At 63.5% G+C, this 19331-nt stretch carries 16 protein-coding genes; 13 read left to right on the forward strand and 3 right to left on the reverse strand.

The window, feature by feature from the left end:
- The first annotated feature begins 95 nt into the window (after positions 1–95).
- The 10 genes from AB688_RS15065 (at position 96) to AB688_RS15110 (ending at position 11554) form a co-directional block, all read left to right on the forward strand.
- On the forward strand, positions 96–1166 hold the full coding sequence (locus AB688_RS15065; RefSeq protein WP_054890642.1) for an enoyl-CoA hydratase/isomerase family protein: 1071 nt from the start codon (positions 96–98) through the stop codon (positions 1164–1166).
- Positions 1167–1183: 17 nt separating this feature from the next.
- Positions 1184–2335: an acyl-CoA dehydrogenase family protein gene (locus AB688_RS15070; RefSeq protein ID WP_063544961.1), complete on the forward strand. Its 1152-nt coding sequence runs from the start codon at positions 1184–1186 to the stop codon at positions 2333–2335.
- 564 nt (positions 2336–2899) lie between these two features.
- On the forward strand, positions 2900–3961 hold the full coding sequence (locus AB688_RS15075) for a 3-deoxy-7-phosphoheptulonate synthase (RefSeq protein ID WP_063544962.1): 1062 nt from the start codon (positions 2900–2902) through the stop codon (positions 3959–3961).
- A gap of 79 nt (positions 3962–4040) precedes the next feature.
- Complete coding sequence (locus tag AB688_RS15080) at positions 4041–4322, forward strand: peptidylprolyl isomerase (RefSeq protein ID WP_054890645.1); 282 nt, start codon at positions 4041–4043, stop codon at positions 4320–4322.
- A 163-nt stretch (positions 4323–4485) separates the two neighbouring features.
- Positions 4486–6285 (forward strand): extracellular solute-binding protein, encoded by a 1800-nt coding sequence (locus AB688_RS15085; RefSeq protein WP_155738247.1) that lies wholly within the window; start codon positions 4486–4488, stop codon positions 6283–6285.
- Positions 6282–7340 carry a microcin C ABC transporter permease YejB gene (locus tag AB688_RS15090; protein WP_054890646.1) on the forward strand — a complete coding sequence of 353 codons (1059 nt, stop codon included), beginning with the start codon at positions 6282–6284 and terminating at the stop codon, positions 7338–7340. The genes AB688_RS15085 and AB688_RS15090 overlap by 4 nt, the downstream gene beginning before the upstream one ends.
- Positions 7340–8356, forward strand: a complete 1017-nt coding sequence (locus AB688_RS15095) for an ABC transporter permease (RefSeq protein WP_063544963.1) — start codon at positions 7340–7342, stop codon at positions 8354–8356. The genes AB688_RS15090 and AB688_RS15095 overlap by 1 nt, the downstream gene beginning before the upstream one ends.
- A 66-nt stretch (positions 8357–8422) precedes the next feature.
- On the forward strand, positions 8423–9193 hold the full coding sequence (gene hbdH / locus AB688_RS15100; RefSeq protein ID WP_054890648.1) for a 3-hydroxybutyrate dehydrogenase: 771 nt from the start codon (positions 8423–8425) through the stop codon (positions 9191–9193).
- Between the two features lie 92 nt (positions 9194–9285).
- The gene (locus AB688_RS15105; protein WP_063544964.1) at positions 9286–11244 is read left to right on the forward strand and encodes an acetoacetate--CoA ligase; all 1959 of its coding nucleotides are present in this window, start codon (positions 9286–9288) and stop codon (positions 11242–11244) included.
- 34 nt (positions 11245–11278) lie between these two features.
- Complete coding sequence (locus AB688_RS15110; protein WP_054890650.1) at positions 11279–11554, forward strand: peptidylprolyl isomerase; 276 nt, start codon at positions 11279–11281, stop codon at positions 11552–11554.
- Between the two features lie 3 nt (positions 11555–11557).
- Here AB688_RS15110 and hisN read toward each other — a convergent pair whose 3' ends face one another.
- Positions 11558–12349 carry a histidinol-phosphatase gene (gene hisN, locus AB688_RS15115; protein ID WP_054890651.1) on the reverse strand — a complete coding sequence of 264 codons (792 nt, stop codon included), beginning with the start codon at positions 12347–12349 and terminating at the stop codon, positions 11558–11560.
- Between the two features lie 206 nt (positions 12350–12555).
- Between hisN and AB688_RS15120 the strand changes: the two genes are divergently transcribed.
- The 3 genes from AB688_RS15120 (at position 12556) to AB688_RS15130 (ending at position 16068) form a co-directional block, all read left to right on the forward strand.
- Positions 12556–13215 (forward strand): helix-turn-helix transcriptional regulator, encoded by a 660-nt coding sequence (locus AB688_RS15120; RefSeq protein WP_063544965.1) that lies wholly within the window; start codon positions 12556–12558, stop codon positions 13213–13215.
- 131 nt (positions 13216–13346) lie between these two features.
- The gene (locus tag AB688_RS15125; protein ID WP_155738209.1) at positions 13347–14678 is read left to right on the forward strand and encodes a hypothetical protein; all 1332 of its coding nucleotides are present in this window, start codon (positions 13347–13349) and stop codon (positions 14676–14678) included.
- Positions 14679–14766: 88 nt separating this feature from the next.
- A complete protein-coding gene (locus AB688_RS15130) occupies positions 14767–16068 on the forward strand; it encodes a hypothetical protein (protein WP_063544967.1) in 1302 nt (433 codons plus the stop codon).
- 58 nt (positions 16069–16126) lie between these two features.
- Here the strand turns inward: AB688_RS15130 and AB688_RS15135 are convergent, their stop codons facing one another.
- Positions 16127–18133 (reverse strand): MacB family efflux pump subunit, encoded by a 2007-nt coding sequence (locus AB688_RS15135; protein ID WP_063544968.1) that lies wholly within the window; start codon positions 18131–18133, stop codon positions 16127–16129.
- 2 nt (positions 18134–18135) lie between these two features.
- Positions 18136–19293, reverse strand: coding sequence for a macrolide transporter subunit MacA (gene macA, locus AB688_RS15140; RefSeq protein ID WP_063544969.1), 1158 nt, complete (start codon positions 19291–19293; stop codon positions 18136–18138).
- Positions 19294–19331: the final 38 nt, after the last annotated feature.

The raw sequence follows: 19331 nt of genomic DNA on the forward strand, positions 1-19331 counted from the left end.
TTGTGTCAGGCAAATACGCATGGCAGGATCCGTTGATCCTCCAGCGTATTTCCAGACTTGACTTGGAAAATCAATAACAAAGCAGGGAGACCGCGATGACCGCGCACGCTCAACCAACGGCCACGGATCATGTTCTGGCCGACACCCGCAATCACATCGGCCACCTGACACTCAACCGTCCCTCCGGCCTCAACGCCCTGACCCTCGACATGGTGCGCAGCCTGCAGCATCACCTCGACGCCTGGGCGCAAGATCCGCAAGTCAAGGCCGTGGTGCTGCGCGGCGAAGGCCCCAAGGGCTTCTGCGCTGGGGGTGACATCCGCTCGCTGCACGACAGCTTCAAGTCCGGCAGCGACCTGCATGAACGCTTCTTCGTCGAGGAATATGCCCTCGACCTGTGCATCCATCATTACCGCAAACCCATCCTGGTACTGATGGACGGCTTCACACTCGGTGGCGGCATGGGCCTGGCCCAGGGCGCGGACCTGCGCATCGTCACCGAACGCAGTCGTCTAGGGATGCCCGAAGTCGGTATCGGCTACTTCCCCGATGTCGGCGGCAGCTACTTCCTTTCGCGCATCCCTGGCGAGCTAGGGATCTACCTGGGTGTCAGCGGCGCGCAGATCCAGGCCGCCGATGCGCTGTACTGCGGGCTGGCGGACTGGTATGTGGACAGCGCAAAGCTGGCCGCGCTGGACGAAGGCCTGGACCATCTGAACTTCGGCGACCAGCCACTCAAGGATCTGCAAGGTCTGCTCGCCAAACTTGGCTCACAGATATTGGAAGACGCGCCCCTGGCCAAACTGCGCCCGGCCATCGATCACTTCTTCGCCCTGCCCGACCTGACCAGCATCATCGAGCAACTGCGCGCCGTGAGCATCGGCGACAGCCGCCCCTGGGCGCTGGCCACCGCCGATCAGCTGGAAACCCGTTCACCACTGGCGATGGCGGTTACCCTGGAGATGTTGCGTCGCGGTCGCCGCCTGAGCCTGGAAGAATGCTTCGCCATGGAGCTGCACCTGGACCGCCAGTGGTTCGCCCATGGCGACATCATCGAGGGCGTGCGTGCGCTGATCGTCGACAAGGACAAGCAGCCCCGCTGGAACCCGCCCACACTCGCCGCGCTGTCGCGCCAGCGGGTCGATCAATTCTTCGAAGGCCTGTGAGCCCGGGAGTACACAGCATGCAAGACCTGGAACTGAGCGAAGAACAGATCATGATCCGCGACATGGCCCGGGATTTTGCCCGTGGCGAGATCGCGCCCCATGCCCAGGCCTGGGAGAAGGCTGGCTGGATCGACGATGACGTGGTCCGCGCCATGGGTGAGCTGGGCCTGCTGGGCATGGTCGTGCCCGACACCTTCGGCGGCAGCTACACCGACTACGTCACCTATGCCCTGGCGGTAGAAGAAATCTCGGCTGGCGACGGCGCGACCGGTGCGATGATGAGCATCCACAACTCGGTCGGCTGCGGCCCGCTGCTGGCTTATGGCAGCGCTGAACAACAGCAGCAATGGCTGCCGCGCCTGGCCAGTGGCGAAGTGATTGGCTGCTTCTGCCTGACCGAGCCGCAGGCCGGCTCCGAAGCCCATAACCTGCGCACACGCGCCGAGCTGGTGGACGGCCACTGGGTCATCAGCGGCGCCAAGCAGTTCGTCAGCAACGCCCGCCGTGCAGGGCTGGCCATCGTCTTTGCCGTCACCGATCCGGAGCTGGGCAAGAAAGGCCTGTCGGCGTTCCTGGTAGAGACCGACAACCCAGGCTTCAAGGTCGATCGCAGCGAACACAAGATGGGCATCCGCGCCTCCGACACCTGCGCAGTCACCCTCGACAACTGCCGCATCCCGGCCGCCAATCTGCTGGGTGAGCGCGGCAAGGGCCTGGCCATTGCCCTGTCCAACCTCGAAGGCGGACGCATCGGCATCGCCGCCCAGGCCCTGGGCATTGCCCGTGCCGCGTTCGAGGCCGCGCTGACCTATTCGCGCGAGCGTATCCAGTTCGGCAAACCGATCAACGAGCACCAAAGCATCGCCAACCTGCTGGCCGACATGCAGGTGCAGGTCAACGCTGCACGCCTGCTGATCCTCCACGCCGCACGCCTGCGCACGGCCGGCAAGCCATGCCTGTCGGAAGCCTCGCAGGCCAAGCTGTTCGCCTCGGAAATGGCCGAACGGGTGTGCTCCATGGCCATCCAGGTGCATGGCGGCTATGGGTATCTTGAGGACTATCCGGTGGAGAAGTACTACCGCGATGCGCGCATCACGCAGATCTACGAGGGCTCGAGCGAGATTCAGCGGATGCTGATTGCGCGAGAACTCAAGCACTACCCGCTGTGATCGCACCCCGCCGGGGCCGCGTCGCTGCCCCGGATTATCACCGCGATAGCATTTATCCATTGAACACAGCGTTACAGGTGCAGTAAGCTCGACCCCACTCACTGGAGAGCAACATGTCGAAACATACCTGCAATCACGCCAACACCACCGGTCGCATCTCGCGCCCTGTGCTGGCCGTTGCCGGTCGTACCGTCGCCTGCTCTTATTTTGGGTATTGGTTTAGCCACTAGGCGCCGATACCCACACGGCGCCCACCTTCGAGGGGCCGCCGAACATGAGAATACTCAAACCCCCGGTCGGCTCCCCGACCGGGGTTTTTGCGTTTCCAGGCCCTGAAAAACATTCATTCGTTCCGAGGACAGATTCATGAACTACACCAGCTACCCCTACGCAGACACCTACGCCTGGCGATTTAGCCAATCCCGTTCGGGCCAGCCTGCCGCCTCCGTACGGTCCATCACTGGTGGCGACGCTGCACACAGTAATCATCCGAATACCTGTCGAACACCTCGATAGGGCCGACCGCGCGGGATGCACCCGCCGTCCGCCCAGGGAAATAACGCCATGCAAGCTTCGAATCTCGCTCTGCCCCTGACCCAACCTGCCGCTGCCAACGCCTCCGTCAGCCAGCGCCTGCCCAGCCCCCATCTGCTCAAGCAGCAGATGCCGCTTTCCAGCGAACTCGCCCAACAAGTCCACGCCCATCGCCAGGCCGTGCGCGCCATTCTCGAAGGCCGCGACCCACGGCTGCTGGTGATTGTCGGCCCCTGCTCGATCCACGATCCACGCTCGGCCTTGGAGTACGCCGACCGCCTGGCGGCCCTGAGCCGCGAAGTCGATGACAAGCTGCTGCTGGTGATGCGGGCCTACGTGGAAAAACCGCGCACCACCGTCGGCTGGAAAGGCCTGGCCTACGACCCGCATCTGGACGGCAGCGACGACATGCATGCCGGTATCGCCCTGTCCCGAGGCCTGATGCTGGGCATGCTCGAACGCGGCTTGCCGATCGCCACCGAACTGCTCCAACCGATGGCAGCGGGCTATTTCGATGACCTGCTGAGCTGGGCGGCCATCGGCGCGCGCACGACTGAATCACAGATTCACCGCGAGATGGTCAGCGGCCTGGAGCTGCCGGTCGGCTTCAAGAACGGCACCGACGGTGGGGTTGCCATCGCTACCGACGCCATGCGCAGCGCCGCGGCGCCGCACCGCCACTTCGGCATGGATGCGCAAGGCTACCCGGCGATCATCGAGACCTTCGGCAACCCGGATACCCACCTGGTGCTGCGCGGCGGCCACAAGGGCCCGAACTACGATGCCGACAGCATCGCCCTGGCCCGCCAGGGGCTGGCCAAGGCCGGGCTTGCGGCGCGGATCATGGTCGATTGCAGCCACGCCAACAGCGGCAAGGATCCGGCGCGTCAGCCCGCGGTATTCGGGGATGTGCTGAGCCAGCGCCTGGCCGGTGACACCTCGATCGTCGGCGTGATGCTCGAGGGGCACCTGTTCGACGGCTGCCAGGCGCTGGGCAAGGGCGCGTTGAAATACGGCGTGTCGATCACCGACGGCTGCCTGGGCTGGGATTCGACCGACGCCTTGCTGCGCCAGGCGGCAGATCAGTTGTAGGAGGCTTACGGCAAGCCTTGCGAGACATTTCGCAGCCAATTGCGCTAGGCTTGCCGTTTCACATCAAGGAGCAGTTCCCATGGCACGTGCCACCGCCCGCCACATCCTCGTCAGCAGCGAAGAGAAGTGCAACGAACTCAAGGCTCAGATCGAAGCCGGTGCCGACTTCGGCGAAATCGCCAAGGCCAACTCCACCTGCCCGTCCAGCCGCCAGGGCGGTGACCTGGGCTCCTTCGGCCCAGGCCAGATGGTCAAGGAATTCGACACCGTGGTGTTCAGCGCGCCAGTCAACACCGTGCAGGGCCCGGTCAAGACCCAGTTCGGCTACCACCTGCTGGAAGTGACCAGCCGCCAGGACTGATTCGGTCTTGTTCGCCCGCCCCTGCAGCGCCCTTGTAGGAGCGGGCTTGTCCCGCGACAGGGCCAGTACCGTCACCTCCTGCGTCTCGCAGCTGCCGATCGCGGGGCAAGCCCGCTCCTGCCGGGTGCTGAGCCGTCTGTTGGTCGGATGCTTGCTGTCATGCCTGGCATTGACCATCCAGGCCGCGCCCTCCCACGCCCTCACCGTCTACGGTGAAGCGCCGCGCTACCCCGCCAACTTCTCGCACTTCGACTACGTCGACCCGCACGCCCCCAAGGGCGGCAGCTTGCGGCGCTCGGCCATCGAGATTGGCCAGTTCGACCATATCCTGCCGTATATCGACAAGGGCACCGGCGTCAGCGAGGTCGATGGCTGGCTGTATGCACCGCTGGCAGTCCGCTCGTACGATGAGCCGTACACGGTCTATGGCTTGATCGCCCGCCGGATGGAGCGTGGTCCGGACGACGCCTGGTTGCGTTTCGAAATCGACCCGCGTGCCACCTTTGCCGACGGCACACCAGTGCGCGCCGAGGACGTGCGTTTCACCTTCGAGCTGCTGATGAGCAAGGGCAGCCTCAAATACCGCACGCAGTTCGCCGAGGTTGCCGGGGTCACCGTGGAAGGCCCGCACAGCGTTCGCTTCGACTTCAAGCAACCCCATGGCCGCACCCTGCCGCTGGACCTGGCAAGCCTGCCGGTACTGCCGGAACACGACTGGCAGGCACGCGATTTTGCCAATGGCGCCGGGTTCGAGAAACCGGTCGGCAGTGGCCCCTACCGCATCAGCCGGATCGACAACGGTCGCAGCATCACCTTCGAGCGCGACCCCAACTGGTGGGCCAGGGACCTGCCAGTCAACCGCGGGCGCTTTAACTTCCAGCGCTTGCGCGTCGAGTACTTCGGCGACACCGAGGTTGCCCGCCAGGTACTCAAGGGCGGTGGCTACGATTACAACCGCGAGTTCTCCGCCACCGCCTACACCCTGGGCTACAACGGCGCCCAGCTCGACGATGGCCGCCTGCAGCGCGCCCATCTGGGCCCTGCCAAGCCACAGAACGCTCAGGGGTTCGTATTCAACCTCGACAAGCCGGTGTTTCGCGACCGCCGTGTACGCCAGGCGCTGGCCATGCTCTGGGACTTCGAGTGGAGCAACCGGCAGATGATGCGCAACCTGTACATCCGCCAGCAAAGCCTGTACTCCAACACCCCGCTCGCAGCACGCGAGCTGCCCGACGCCGAGGAACTCAAACTGCTCGAACCGCTACGCGGCCAGATCCCCGACGAGGTCTTCAGCCAAGTGTTCACGGCACCGGTGACCGATGGCACGGGCATCGTCCGCAGACAGCAGTTGCAGGCACTCGAGCTGCTCCAGGCTGCGGGCTGGCGCCCCGAAGGCGATCGCCTGGTAAACGCCGATGGCACAGCGCTGAGCTTCACCTTCCTCAACGGGCAATCGGGCCTCGAGCGCTTGCTCTTGCCCTGGAAGCGCAATCTGGCGCAAATCGGCATCGAGCTGAATATCCGCAACGTCGACTCGGCGCAGTACATCAACCGGCTGATGGCGCGCGACTACGACATGGTCGTGACCGGCTACCCGGTCACGCTGTCACCCGGCTCGGAACAATACAACTACTTTGGCTCCGCCGCCGCCAATGACCCTGGTTCGAACAACCTCATGGTGCTCAAGGACCCGGCGGTCGACCACCTGCTCGATGGCCTGGTACGCGCCTCGACCCAGGCTGACATGCTGCGCCATGCCCACGCCCTGGACCGGGTGCTGCAGTGGAACTACTACTGGATTCCAAACTATTACCCGCCCGGCAGCTCGACCGTCTGGTGGAACCGCTTCGGCCTGCCCAAGGTGCAGGCCGCCTACGACGAAGGCCTGGATACCTGGTGGGAGCTCAGCCCCACGGCGCTGACCAATCAGCAGATGGCTGAACGTACGAAGGTTGCGCCATGACCGCCTATATCCTGCGGCGCCTGCTGCTGATCATTCCGACCCTGCTGGCGATCCTGCTGGTGAACTTCGCCATCGTCCAGGCGGCTCCCGGCGGCCCTGTGGAGCAGGCCGTGGCGCGCCTGCAAGGCATTGGCGGCGGCGCCCCCGGCGCGCGGGTCGAGGTGATGCAGGGCGAGTCTCGCGCCAGTCGCGGGCTCGACCCCAAGCTGATCGAGGAGATCAAGCGCCAGTACGGCTTCGACAAGAGCGCCCCGGAGCGCCTGTGGCTGATGCTCGGCCAGTATGCCCGGCTCGATTTTGGCCAGAGTTTCTTCCGTGGCGCCAAGGTCACCGACCTGATTCTCGACAAGTTGCCCGTCACCCTGTCGCTGGGCTTCTGGGCGACGCTGATCACCTACCTGGTCTCGATCCCGTTGGGCATCCGCAAGGCTGTGCGCCACGGCAGCCGTTTCGATGCCTGGAGCAGCGCGCTGATCGTGGTTGGCTACGCACTGCCCTCGTTCCTCTTCGCCCTGCTGCTGATCGTACTGTTCGCCGGCGGCACGTCGTTGAACTGGTTCCCGGTGCGCGGGCTGGTTTCGGAAGACTTCGACCAACTGAGCCTGCTGGGCAAGGTCGCCGATTACTTCTGGCACCTGGTTCTGCCGGTCGGGGCCTTGGTGATCGGTGGGTTCGCCACCCTCACCCTGCTGACCAAGAACGCCTTCCTCGACGAGATCTCGCGCCAGTATGTGGTCACCGCCCGGGCCAAGGGCTTGAGCCAACGCCGGGTGCTGTACGGCCATGTGCTGCGCAATGCCATGCTGCTGGTGGTGGCCGGGGTGCCGCAGGCGTTGATCACGGTGTTCTTCGCTGGTTCATTGCTGATCGAAGTGATCTTCTCGCTCGACGGCCTAGGGCGCATGAGCTACGAGGCGGCCGTCTCGCGGGACTACCCGGTGGTGTTCGGCACCCTGTTCATCTTCACCCTGGCAGGCTTGCTGATTCGTCTGGTAGGCGACCTGTCGTACACCTTGCTCGACCCGCGCATCGACTTCGACACGAGGGCGCACTGATGCTCTCGCCTGTCGCCCGGCGCCGTCTGCAGCGTTTTCGCCATAACCGCCTGGGCTGGGTTTCGCTGTGGCTGTTCGCCGCCCTCCTGCTGCTGAGCCTGGGTGCAGAGCTGGTGGCCAACGACAAGCCGCTGCTGCTTTCGTACAAGGGCGAGCTGTACACCCCCGCACTCAAGCGCTACACCGAGCAGCAGTTCGGCGGTGAGCTGCCCTTCCAGCCCGACTACCGCAGCGCCTATGTGCGCCAATTGATCGAAGGCCAGGGCGGCTGGATGCTGTTCGCCCCCATTCCCTTCAGTGCCGACACGCCCAACTACGACCTGCAGGTGCCCACCCCCAGCCCGCCCAGCGCAAGCAATTGGCTGGGCACCGACGATCAGGGCCGCGACGTGCTCGCGCGGGTGCTGTATGGCACACGTATTTCCTTGCTGTTCGCCTTCGCCCTGACCCTGGTCAGCGTGCTGATCGGCGTCGCCGCCGGCGCGCTGCAGGGCTACCACGGCGGCTGGGTCGACCTGCTCGGCCAGCGCCTGCTGGAGGTTTGGTCGGGGTTGCCGGTGCTGTATCTGCTGATCATCCTGTCCGGCTTCGTCGAACCGAATTTCTGGTGGTTACTGGGGATCATGGCGCTGTTCTCCTGGCTGACCCTGGTCGACGTGGTGCGCGCCGAGTTCCTGCGCGGGCGCAACCTGGAGTACGTCAAGGCCGCCCGTGCACTGGGCCTGCCTGACACCCAGGTGATGCTGCGGCATATCCTGCCCAATGCCATGAACGCCACACTGACCTACATTCCGTTCATGCTGACCGGTGCCATCACCACCCTGACAGCACTGGACTTCCTCGGCTTCGGCATGCCGGCCGGCACCGCGTCGCTGGGTGAGCTGGTCACCCAGGGCAAGCAGCACCTGCAAGCCCCCTGGCTGGGCTTCACCGCATTCTTCGCGCTGGCGGTGATCCTGTCGCTGCTGGTATTCATCGGCGATGCGCTGCGCGAGGCGTTCGACCCGCGGCGCTGATCCGGCCCTCGACTGAAAGACACCCTGATCGTTTCAACGCTATCGGCATCGTGTAAGGAGCGGCACATGACTCTAGACGGCAAGACGGCACTCATCACCGGATCCACCAGCGGTATCGGCCTGGGCATCGCCCAGGTACTGGCCCGGGCAGGTGCCAACATCCTGCTCAACGGTTTCGGCGATCCACAACCGGCGCTCGCCGAGATTGCCCGCCACGGCGTGAAGGTCGCCCACCATCCGGCCGACCTGTCCGAGGTGACGCAGATCGAGGCCCTGTTCGCCCTGGCCGAGCGCGAGTTCGGCGGCGTCGACATCCTCGTCAACAACGCCGGCATCCAGCACGTCGCGCCGGTGGAAGCCTTCCCGGTGCAGAGCTGGGACAAGATCATCGCCTTGAACCTCTCGGCCGTGTTCCACGGCACCCGCCTGGCCCTTCCGGGCATGCGCGAACGCGGCTGGGGGCGCATCATCAACATTGCCTCGGTGCACGGCTTGGTGGGCTCCACCGGCAAAGCCGCCTACGTGGCGGCAAAACACGGAGTGATCGGCTTGACCAAGGTGGTGGCGCTGGAAACCGCGACCAGCAACGTGACCTGCAATGCCATCTGCCCCGGCTGGGTGCTGACCCCGCTGGTGCAGAAGCAGATCGACGACCGCGCAGCGGCAGGCGGCGACCCTCGGCAGGCCCAGCATGACCTGCTGGCCGAAAAACAGCCCTCGCTGGCCTTCGTCACCCCCGAGCACCTGGGCGAGCTGGCGCTTTTCCTGTGCAGCGAGGCCGGCAGCCAGGTGCGTGGCGCCGCCTGGAACGTGGATGGCGGCTGGTTGGCGCAGTAAGGTCTAGAGTTCAATCAGGGACCGTCTTGAATGTACCTTCAAGACGGCGCCTGGCAGGCCGTGTCGATGCCCCACCGACCGAGGAGGTTCGCATGAGCGACGTACTGTGGCGCCCCAGCCCCGCGCAGGTCCAGGCCAGCCGAATGGACCACTTCCGCCGCCAGGTGAACCAGGACCTTGGGCTGCAGCTCGCCAACTACGCAGACCTGCACCGCTGGAGCATCGAGCAGCGCGAAGCGTTCTGGCAGAGTCTCTGCGCGTTCTTCGAAGTGCGCTGGCACAGTCTGCCCTCGCAGGTGCTCAGCGAAGGCGCGCAGATGCCGGACGCGCGCTGGTTCGCAGATGGCACGCTCAACTATGCAGAACACCTGTTGCGCCGGCGCGACACGCATCCGGCGCTGATCGCCGTGCGTGAGGACGGCACACGCGAGGTACTCAGCCACCGTCAACTGGCCGCCGAGGTCGCCGGCCTGCAACGCGCCTTCAAGGCCCTCGGCATCCAGCCAGGCGATCGTATCGCCGCGATCATGCCCAACACCTGGCAAACGCTGGTGGCCATGCTTGCCAGCGCTAGCCTGGGGGCGGTCTGGTCCAACGCCTCCCCCGAGTTCGGGCTGCACGGCATCATCGATCGTTTTGGCCAGATCGCGCCCAAGCTGCTGATCGCCTGTGCCGGTTATCACTATGCCGGCAAGGTGATCGACCAGGTCGAGAAGATCAACCAGGTCTGCGCCCAGTTGCCGGCGCTGGAGCACCTGCTGGTCGTGCCCTACACCCGCGAGCAGACGCGCACCGATGAGTTCGTCGGCCCCCAGGTCAGCCTCTGGCAGGACGTCTATCAGGCCGGCGGCGAACCTGAGTTCACCGCCCTGCCGTTCGACCACCCGCTGTACATCCTCTACTCCAGCGGCACCACCGGCGTACCCAAGTGCATCGTCCACGGTGCAGGAGGCGTACTGCTGCAGCATCTGAAGGAGCACGGCCTGCACAACGATCTGAAGGCCGACGACGTGATGTTCTACTACACCACCTGTGGCTGGATGATGTGGAACTGGCTGGCCAGCGGCCTGGCGGTCGGTGCCACCCTGGTGCTGTACGACGGCTCGCCGCTGCACCCCGGCCCCGAACGCCTGCTCGACCTGATCGACGCCGAAGGCATCCAGGTATTCGGCACCAGCGCCAAGTACCTGGCCACCCTGGAACAGCAAGGCCTGGTGCCGATGCGCAGCCACCGCCTCGACAGCCTGCGCCTGTTGTTGTCGACCGGTTCGCCGCTGTCGCCGCACAGCTACGACTACGTCTACCACCAGATCAAGCGTGATGTGCGCCTGGTCTCGATGTCCGGCGGTACCGACATCGTCTCATGCTTCGTGCTGGGTAACCCGACCTTGCCAATACGGCGCGGGGAGATGCAATGCCGGGGCCTGGGCATGGCCGTGCAGGTGTGGAACGAACGACGCGAGGCAGTGGTGGGTGAGAAAGGTGAGCTGGTCTGCACCCGTCATTTCCCGTCGATGCCGTTGGGGTTCTGGGGTGACACCGACGGCAGCCGCTACCACGAGGCTTACTTCAGCCTGTTCCCCGGCGTCTGGGCACAGGGTGACTACGCCGAAGAGACCGCCAGCGGCGGGCTGGTGATCCACGGACGCTCCGACGCGGTGCTCAACCCTGGCGGCGTGCGCATCGGTACGGCGGAGATCTATCGCCAGGTGGAGAAGGTCGAGGAGGTGGTCGATAGCATCGCCATCGGCCAGGACTGGCAAGGTGACGTGCGTGTGGTGCTGTTCGTGCGTCTGCGCGAGGGCCTGCAACTGGACGACGCCCTGTGTCGGCGCATCCGCCAGGTGATCCGCCAATACACCACGCCGCGCCATGTGCCAGCGGTGATTGCCCAGGTGCCAGACATCCCACGCACCGTCAGCGGCAAACTGGTGGAGCTGGCGGTGCGCAACGTGGTGCACGGGCTGGCGGTGAAGAACACCGACGCCCTGGCCAACCCCGAGGCGCTGGCGCATTTCCGTGACCGCGCCGAGCTGCGCGATCAGGCATAATGGCGCCCTTTTTTGCCCGAAGCACAGGTGTCACATGAAAGCACAAGCGCGCCATATCCTGGTCAAGACCGCCGATGAGGCCGAACAACTCAAGCAACGCCTGGCCAAGGGCGAGGCGTTCGACGTGCTGGCGAAGAAGTTCTCGACCTGCCCGTCAGGCAAGCGCGGTGGTGACCTGGGCGAGGTGCGTCCTGGCCAGTTGGTCGGTGCCATCGACCAGGTGATCTTCAAGAAGGCCCTGCGCGTGGTGCATGGGCCGATCAAGACCAAGTTCGGTTATCACCTGGTGCAGGTGTTCTACCGCGACTGAGCGTTACATCGCTGCGCGCAACATCTCCACGACCTGGGCATGAAGCGCCGGGTCACCGCAGGCCACGATGCACCCGCCGTTCTGCGCCGAGCTGCCATCCCACGCGGTGATCACACCGCCCGCCCCTTCGATGATCGGCATCAGTGCCTGCACGTCGTAGGGCTGAAGGCTCGCCTCGACGATCACATCGACAAATCCCGACGCCAGCATGCAATAGGCGTAGCAGTCGCCGCCATAACGCATCAGCCGCGCCCGCCCGGCCACGTGCTCGAAGGCCGCCTTGCGCGCCGGGGTGTCGAACATGTCCGGTGTGGTGCACATCAGCGTGGCGGTCTCGAGCGACCCGCAGGCACGGGTCTTCAGCGGCGCACCGCTACGCCAGGCGCCCTCGGGCGTACCGACGAAACGCTCGCCGGTAAAGGGTTGATTCATCACCCCCACCACTGGCTGCTGGCCATCGTTCAGCGCAATCAGCGTGCCCCACAGCGGCAGGCCGGTGATGAAGGCCCGGGTGCCATCGATCGGGTCCAGCACCCAGGTCAGCGGGCTGCTGCCCTGTGCCACGCCCTGCTCCTCGCCCAGGATGCCATGCGTCGGATATCGCGCCTGGATCAACGCACGCATGGCGTCTTCGGCGGCTTTGTCCGCCACGGTCACCGGATCGTAGAGGCGCCCGCCCTTGTCTTCGACCTCCAGGCTCGCGCGAAAATACGGCTGGATCGCCAGCGCAGCGGCGTCGGCCAGTTGCTCGGCAAAAGCACGAAACTCTGCGATCTGCTCAGCGTTCAGGGACATGGGACCGGCCTCGTAGGGAAAAGGCGGCCATGATACCCCAGCACGGCGTCGCAGGCGCACAGGCACCTCACTTTCGGGCATGGGGTTATAACCATTTCATCAGACGGTAGCTGAATCGTTGTACTAGGATAGCAAGCAGTCGCGCCCATATACTGGCCAAAAGCCATATCGCGACTTTCGGATGACCGCTACTCATGGACGATACGATGAATTCGCACCTGCTCTTTCCGCAGATCGGCAAAGTCATTGCCAGCACCGGCAGCCGCCAATTCCCGCGCCTGCTGCATGACCTGATCCAGACCCACCTGAGCATCGATGCCACGCATATCCGCCAGGTGCGCCTGGCCTCCCCCGGTTTGCACGGCAGCACCACCCTGCTCAGTGAAACCGTGTTCAGCGCCAGAGAACCCGCCTGCGACGAGCTTCTGGACCCGGCCCGTCTGCATCTGGTGCGCCGCACTGCCGATTATCACTACGAACTGCACATCCTGCGCGCTGATCGCGCAAGTTTCTCGCCGCGCGAGCGCGACTGCCTGCAGGATATCTCGCCGCTGTTGCTGCCCATGCTGCAAAAGCACCTGGATGCCTTGCAGCCCAGCATCAGCGAACGCCCGACAGGCGATAGCCTGCAGGAGCGTTTCCGCGAGCGCCTGAGCCAGACCGGCCTTGCCCTTTCAGAACGGGAAATGCAGGTCTGCCTGGGCCTGCTGGCCGGTCATACCGCACCGCAACAGGCCGAACTGCTGCAGTTGAAGGTCAATACGGTGGAAAGCTACCTGCGTCGCGCGGCGATCAAGCTGGGGATCAGCGGGCGGCATTCGTTGATGCGCTGGATGTATGGCGCCCATTCCTCGATACACCCCTGAGCGCCCCGCTACCGGGGCATTCAACCCCCGCTGTCGATGTGGCGCAGTGCCGCCTATCATTTTTGCCAGTTGGAGCAGCACATCGACTGCGCTAGTTTCGACGCCATCCTGACACGATGGAGCTCACCACCATGTCCGTGCAATCTTCCGGCACGCCTGACCATGCCTACGGCACGCAAGGAGTGGCCAATATTCCGGCCGAACCTCCCTATAACCCGGACGTGGCCTCTCTCCAAGTCGGGCCATCAACCCTCGACGCCAAAGGGCGGCTGGCGGTATTCGGCCGTAACCCCACAGACTCCAGCCCAGGATTGCTCACCCGGCTCAACGCCGATGGCCAGTGGGACGAAAGCACCGGCCATGTGGTCGTAGACGCTGCGAATCTGCCCGATGAGGCACTGGACTTCAAAGGGCTTGTCGGCGCCACGATCAATGGCCAGCACACCTATTTCGCCGTTGGCGTGCCCACCTATTTCGATGCCGACTTCGAACGGTATCTGAACTTCGTCGGTATCAGCCGTTTTGATGAAAGCTTCCAACCGGTAACGTCCTTTGGCGAAAACGGTCATGCTTTACCAGACCCGGGCGAAGGTTGGCAGAAGGGTGACGTGGGCGACACCAGAAAGCATCGGGTGAAGAACTCGACCAAAGCGCTTCTGTCGTCCGAGGAGCGCCCACTGGTATTCGCGAACGGCTTGTTGCGAGCCATCTTCCCCTACACCCTCGGCGACGGGAACGACGAGCGCACTGAAAGCTGGTTGGCGGTCTTCAACCCCGTGACTGGCGAGCTGGCACCTGAGCTCGGCGAGGCGCGTGATCTCGGCATGTTGCCACTCACCGACAAAGCCGGTTTTTCGTTGCGGGTCTTGCGTGCGCACTTCTTCGCCGACGGTAGTTTCCTGGTGCTGGCAGAAAACGCCAGCCAGCGAGTCATCGTGAGGCGTTACGACCGACACGCCATCGCCGATGAACGCTTCAATGATGACCAGGGCCAGCGGGAACTGTTCGCCTTTGAAGGAAGCATGCGCCTCGGCATGTTCGCAAGGAACGGTCGGATCGCTGTTTCCCGGGGTGTGGAATTCCAGCTCCAACAACCCACGACAGTGTTCGTACTGACCGAGTCCGGTACGAACGACACGACCTTCAATCGCGGCCAACCTTTGACGCTCGGCAGCGACAGCCATGGCCTGGCGCTGGGCGAGCTTCACATCGATGATCAGGATCGCATTTTGCTCGGTGGCGCCCTGCTAACCGCCATCAACGTCGGCCGTTTGCATGTGTATCGCCTGACACGGTCCGGAGAGTTCGACAGCGCCTTCGGCAACCGGGGCCTCTTTGACGGCGGCCCTGACTTCAGAACGGCGAACAAGGTGTTTGCCAGTGGGCACGGCATACACATCCTGACGCTGTTCGCTACCAGCGGCCCCTACTTCCTGGAAAGGGTGCTCAAGCTGCACGACTGACCGGCTTCTGCAGCACCCTGCGTACCGCAGACTCTTGCCAGTACCGTGAATAGTTCCTACCGCTTACCAACCCACGAGAGTAAGTCTCATGAAAGCGACAGCTAATACCGGTGATAACGCAGGGAAACTGGACCCGGATTTCGGAGTTGGGGGCCTCGTAGAGTTGCGTCCATTCGATGAGGATCGCGGTTTTGAAATCATCGACTCTGCGGGCCTGCAAGATGGCGGGAGCGTGCATGTTATCCGGACATACGACGAGGGAGAGAACTACCTGGTCAGCTTTGATCACGGCGGCGAACTGATCCATCGGAAACAGGTCATCTTGCCCGATAAAATCCAGCCGAACACCCACTATTTCTTCCGACTCAAATACAGCCAGCTTGACCGGGTAGCCTGTTACTTGCCGGGCGTACGTTGGCCATCCGAAAATGTAGAAGATCCCATCATCCACACTTCAGCCGTTGGTTGTTTCCTGACGGATCTACAACCGCAGCCAGGGTTTGGCGAAAATGGCATTGCGACAATTACACCTGCAGACTTGGGCAAGAACAGCGCCAATCGCCGCGCGACGCCCAAGCGTGAAGCGTTCGCCGCCGACCATGCCGAGACACCAGCAACGCGAGCCTACAACGTGAACAGTGGAGAGGCCCAACTCATCAATGGCGCTCTGTGGTCAGTCTCCAGCAGCTATCACGAATTTGAAGATCCACCGTTCAAAAGCTGGATTTCCAGATTTGCTCCAGACACAGGGGAGTTGCTGTCGATTTACCCGCTGCAGCCCCTTGGGGGCACGACATGGGAGCCGGTGGATGTCCATTTCCTCAAGGAAGGTGGATTCATCATGTTGGCCTACATAGAACAACAAGCCTTCCTGACGAAGTTTACCGACACCGGGATGCTCGACAAGACATTCAACAATTCGGGCTACGTTGAAATGCCGGATCTTGCTTATGACAATAGTTGCATGTACGTGCATCAAGACCGAATCCTGATCGCCTCCGTAGAGCCGGCAATACAAGCTGCGCCGCTATTGACGTTGGATGCCTACCTCTTGTCAGGACAACCTGACAGTACATTCCAGCGTAAAAGCGAGGTGGTAACAGACTCGGTGATTATTACCTCACCACATATCGTCGTCGATGCGACGAACCGTATTCTCGTCGGCTTCACCAGTAGTATGAACTTCAATTCGTCCCCTACGCCCTTTGCCGTTATGATCTATCGCTTCAACTGGGCGGGCAACGCGGACCTGTCGTTTGGCGACGCCGGCAGGTTCGTACATTATAATGTGGTGCAATTCAAACACATGTTTTTGAACGGCAATGAGATCCGTGGCGCAGGCAAAGATTTTTCGACCCAATTGCCTCTAATGTTCAAAGTCCTCGATTAAGTCCTCCATTGAACGCGCCGCTGACTCACACCCCGGGCGTCAGCGACTGCCGTTCAGTTCAATCCCGCGCCAAGGCTTCGATCGGGTCCAGTCGTGCGGCGTTTCGTGCGGGCACGAAGCCGAACACGATGCCGATCAACGTCGAACAGGCGAACGCGGTGGCAATCGAGGCCGGCGAGAACACCATCTCCCACTGTTTGACGAACAGCGTGAACAGATAGCCGATCCCATACGACAACGCGATCCCCACCAGCCCGCCGAACAGGCAGACCATCACCGCCTCCACCAGGAACTGCTGGCGAATGTCCGACTGCCGGGCACCGACGGCCATGCGGATGCCGATCTCACGGGTACGCTCGGTGACCGACACCAGCATGATGTTCATCACCCCGATCCCCCCCACCACCAATGAAATCACCGCGATCAACGACAGCAGCAGGGTCAGCGAACGACTGGTCTTCTGCACCGTCTGCATGATGCTGTCGAGGTTGTTGGTGAAGAAGTCCTTGGTGCCGTGGCGCTGCAGCATCAAGGTGTTGACCTCTTGCTCCACCCGCTTGCTTGGCATGCCGTCCTTGATCCGCACGCTGATGCTGTCCAGGTGGCGCTGCCCCAGCAGGCGCCCGGCAGCGGTTTCGTAGGGCACCCAGACGTTCAGCGCGTTGCTGGCAGCGAACAGGTTCTTGTTCTCGGTGGTCACGCCGATCACCGTGCACGGCAGATTGCCGATCAGGATCACCTGCCCGAGCGGGTCTACTCCCTCGCCGAACAGCCGCAAGCGCGTGTTGTGGTCGATCACCACCACTTGTGCCTGGCGCCGGGCATCGCTTTCGCTGAAGGCGATGCCGGCGGCCAGGTTGATGTTGCGTACCTGGAAGTAGCGTTCGCTGACGCCATTGAGCTGTACGTCCAGGTCCAGGTTGCGGTAGCGCACCAGCATGCTGCGGCCGATCACCGGCGTTGCACTGTCGACGTAATACAGTTGGTTGAGCGCAGTGACGTCGGCCAGCACCAGGGTCTCGATGGCCTTGGCCCTGCTGTCACCGAAGTTGCTGCCCGAATAGATGTCGATGGTGTTGCTGCCGATCGCCTGGATATCCTTGAGCACATAGCCTTTTGCGCCCTCGCCGATCGCCGAGATCGACACCACCGAGGTGATGCCGATGACGATGCCGAGCATGGTCAGCAACGTGCGCATTCGGTGCGAGATCAACGCGATCCAGGCCATGTTGAACGCTTCACGGAACAACCCCAGGCTGGCCACCAGTCGCCGAGGCGGACGGGCCTTGCGTTGCGGCTCGGGGATGGCCGCATCGGGTGCAGTCTGCCGCGTGTTGCGCTGATCACTGACGATCTGCCCGTCGCTGACTTCGATGATGCGCTCGGCATGGGCTGCGACCTTGGGGTCGTGGGTCACCAGGATCACGGTGTGCCCGGCGGCGTGCAGCTCCAGCAGGATGGCCATCACTTCCTTGCCGCTGGCCGTGTCGAGGGCGCCGGTAGGCTCGTCCGCGAGGATCACCTCGCCGCCGTTCATCAAGGCTCGGCAGATACTCACCCGCTGCTGCTGGCCGCCCGACAGTTGGCTGGGGCGATGCGTCAGATGCCCAGCCAGGCCGAGGCGCTTGAGCAGTTCCTGGGCCCGCTCGTGGCGCTGGGCCTGGGGCGTGCCCGCATACACCGCCGGGATCTCGACATTGCGCAGGGCGTCCAGGTGCGGCAGCAGGTGATAGCGCTGGAAGATGAAGCCGAAATGGTCGCGGCGCAGCGCTGCCAGCGCCTCATCGTCCATGTCGCGGGTTTCCTGGCCGCCCACCTGATAGGAACCGGCGCTGGCGTGGTCCAGGCAGCCAAGGATGTTCATCAGCGTCGATTTGCCCGAGCCCGACGCGCCAATGATCGCCACCAACTCGCCCGCGTCGATTTCCAGATCGATATGGCGCAGGGCGAGAAACTCGCGGTCTCCCGCCATGAAACTGCGGCTCACGCCCTCCAGGCGCAGCAGCGGCTGGCCGGCTTCGACGGCGGTGGTGCGCTGCGAGGCCAGTTCGACGTTCATGTTCATGCTCATGCCCCCGCCGCATCGCCGATGGGCTCACCGATCACTACCCGGTCGCCCTCGTCCAGCCCCTGCCTGATCTCGACCCTGACATTGTTGTTGATCCCGGCCTGCACCTGGCGCACCTGGGCAAAGCCCTTGGCGTCGACTACCCGCACCGGGAAGCTGCCGTCGCCACTGCGCGGCCCGAGCGCCGCCACCGGCACACTGAGCACCGCCTCGGCGGTGGCCAGCACGATGCGTACCTGAGCGGTCATGGAAATGCGCAGGCGGTGGTCTGGGTTGGGCACCTCGAACAAGGCGTTGTAGAACACCGCGGTGTTCTGCTTTGGCGCAGCAGCGCCGCTCTTGTCGGTGCTCTCCAGGTAGTTCTGCGGCGCAGGCTCCGTGCCGCGCAAGGTCGCGTAGTAGCGTTTGTCTTCACCCAGGATGGTGAAGTACACCTGCTGGCCGGGGCTGATATGGATCACGTCGGCTTCGGAGACCTGCGCCTTGACCGTCATGGTATCCAGGTCGGCGAGCTTGAGGATCACCGGCGCCAGTTGCTGGGCGATCACGGTTTGCCCTTCCTGGGTGACGATACCCACCACATCGCCGTCGATGGGTGCACTGATGCGCGTGTAATCGAGGTTGACCTTGGCGGTGTCGATCTGCACCTGGGCGCTCTTGATCTGCGCGTCCAGCGAGTGCAGGGTCGCCTGCTGCACCTGGTACTCGGACTCGGCGTTCTCGAAGTCCTGGCGCGAGATCGACTCGTCGTCCTGCAACGCACTGTAACGCTCGTAGACCCGGCGGGTCTGGTTGACCCGGGCCAGGGTCGAGCGCCGCTCGGCCTGCAGCTTTTCTTCATCGACCTGGGCCTGGCGCAGCGTGTTGCGCAGCACCAGTGGATCAATCTCGGCGAGCCACTGGCCCTTGGTCACCTTGTCGCCCAGCTTGACTTTCAGCGAGCGCAACTGGCCGGAAACCTGGGCACCGACATCGACCTGGCGGATACCCTCGAGCACGCCGGTGGCCAGCACCGCGTTCTCGATGTCACCACGCTCGACCGTGGCAGTGATGTAGCGTGGCGGCGTAGCCGGGGCCTGTACCGCGTACAACGTGATCCCTGCTACCAGCGCCAGGGCACAGCCCAGGCTTATCTTGCGAAATCTGCTCTTGTCCATAAATGCTCGTTCATCCGTTCCAAAGGCCTGCGTGGCAC

The organism is Pseudomonas putida, assembly GCF_001636055.1.
Taxonomy (GTDB): Bacteria; Pseudomonadota; Gammaproteobacteria; order Pseudomonadales; family Pseudomonadaceae; genus Aquipseudomonas; species Aquipseudomonas machongensis.

What these genes read in the sequence shown, in the direction of transcription:
- AB688_RS15070 (WP_063544961.1), top strand. Translation starts at nt 1,184, where the DNA reads ATGCAAGACCTGGAACTGAGCGAAGAACAGATCATGATCCGCGACATG.
- AB688_RS15080 (WP_054890645.1), top strand. Translation starts at nt 4,041, where the DNA reads ATGGCACGTGCCACCGCCCGCCACATCCTCGTCAGCAGCGAAGAGAAG.
- AB688_RS15095 (WP_063544963.1), top strand. Translation starts at nt 7,340, where the DNA reads ATGCTCTCGCCTGTCGCCCGGCGCCGTCTGCAGCGTTTTCGCCATAAC.
- AB688_RS15075 (WP_063544962.1), top strand. Translation starts at nt 2,900, where the DNA reads ATGCAAGCTTCGAATCTCGCTCTGCCCCTGACCCAACCTGCCGCTGCC.
- AB688_RS15090 (WP_054890646.1), top strand. Translation starts at nt 6,282, where the DNA reads ATGACCGCCTATATCCTGCGGCGCCTGCTGCTGATCATTCCGACCCTG.
- hisN (WP_054890651.1), bottom strand. Translation starts at nt 12,349, where the DNA reads ATGTCCCTGAACGCTGAGCAGATCGCAGAGTTTCGTGCTTTTGCCGAG.
- AB688_RS15125 (WP_155738209.1), top strand. Translation starts at nt 13,347, where the DNA reads ATGTCCGTGCAATCTTCCGGCACGCCTGACCATGCCTACGGCACGCAA.
- macA (WP_063544969.1), bottom strand. Translation starts at nt 19,293, where the DNA reads ATGGACAAGAGCAGATTTCGCAAGATAAGCCTGGGCTGTGCCCTGGCG.
- AB688_RS15105 (WP_063544964.1), top strand. Translation starts at nt 9,286, where the DNA reads ATGAGCGACGTACTGTGGCGCCCCAGCCCCGCGCAGGTCCAGGCCAGC.
- AB688_RS15110 (WP_054890650.1), top strand. Translation starts at nt 11,279, where the DNA reads ATGAAAGCACAAGCGCGCCATATCCTGGTCAAGACCGCCGATGAGGCC.
- AB688_RS15120 (WP_063544965.1), top strand. Translation starts at nt 12,556, where the DNA reads ATGAATTCGCACCTGCTCTTTCCGCAGATCGGCAAAGTCATTGCCAGC.
- hbdH (WP_054890648.1), top strand. Translation starts at nt 8,423, where the DNA reads ATGACTCTAGACGGCAAGACGGCACTCATCACCGGATCCACCAGCGGT.
- AB688_RS15065 (WP_054890642.1), top strand. Translation starts at nt 96, where the DNA reads ATGACCGCGCACGCTCAACCAACGGCCACGGATCATGTTCTGGCCGAC.
- AB688_RS15135 (WP_063544968.1), bottom strand. Translation starts at nt 18,133, where the DNA reads ATGAACATGAACGTCGAACTGGCCTCGCAGCGCACCACCGCCGTCGAA.
- AB688_RS15130 (WP_063544967.1), top strand. Translation starts at nt 14,767, where the DNA reads ATGAAAGCGACAGCTAATACCGGTGATAACGCAGGGAAACTGGACCCG.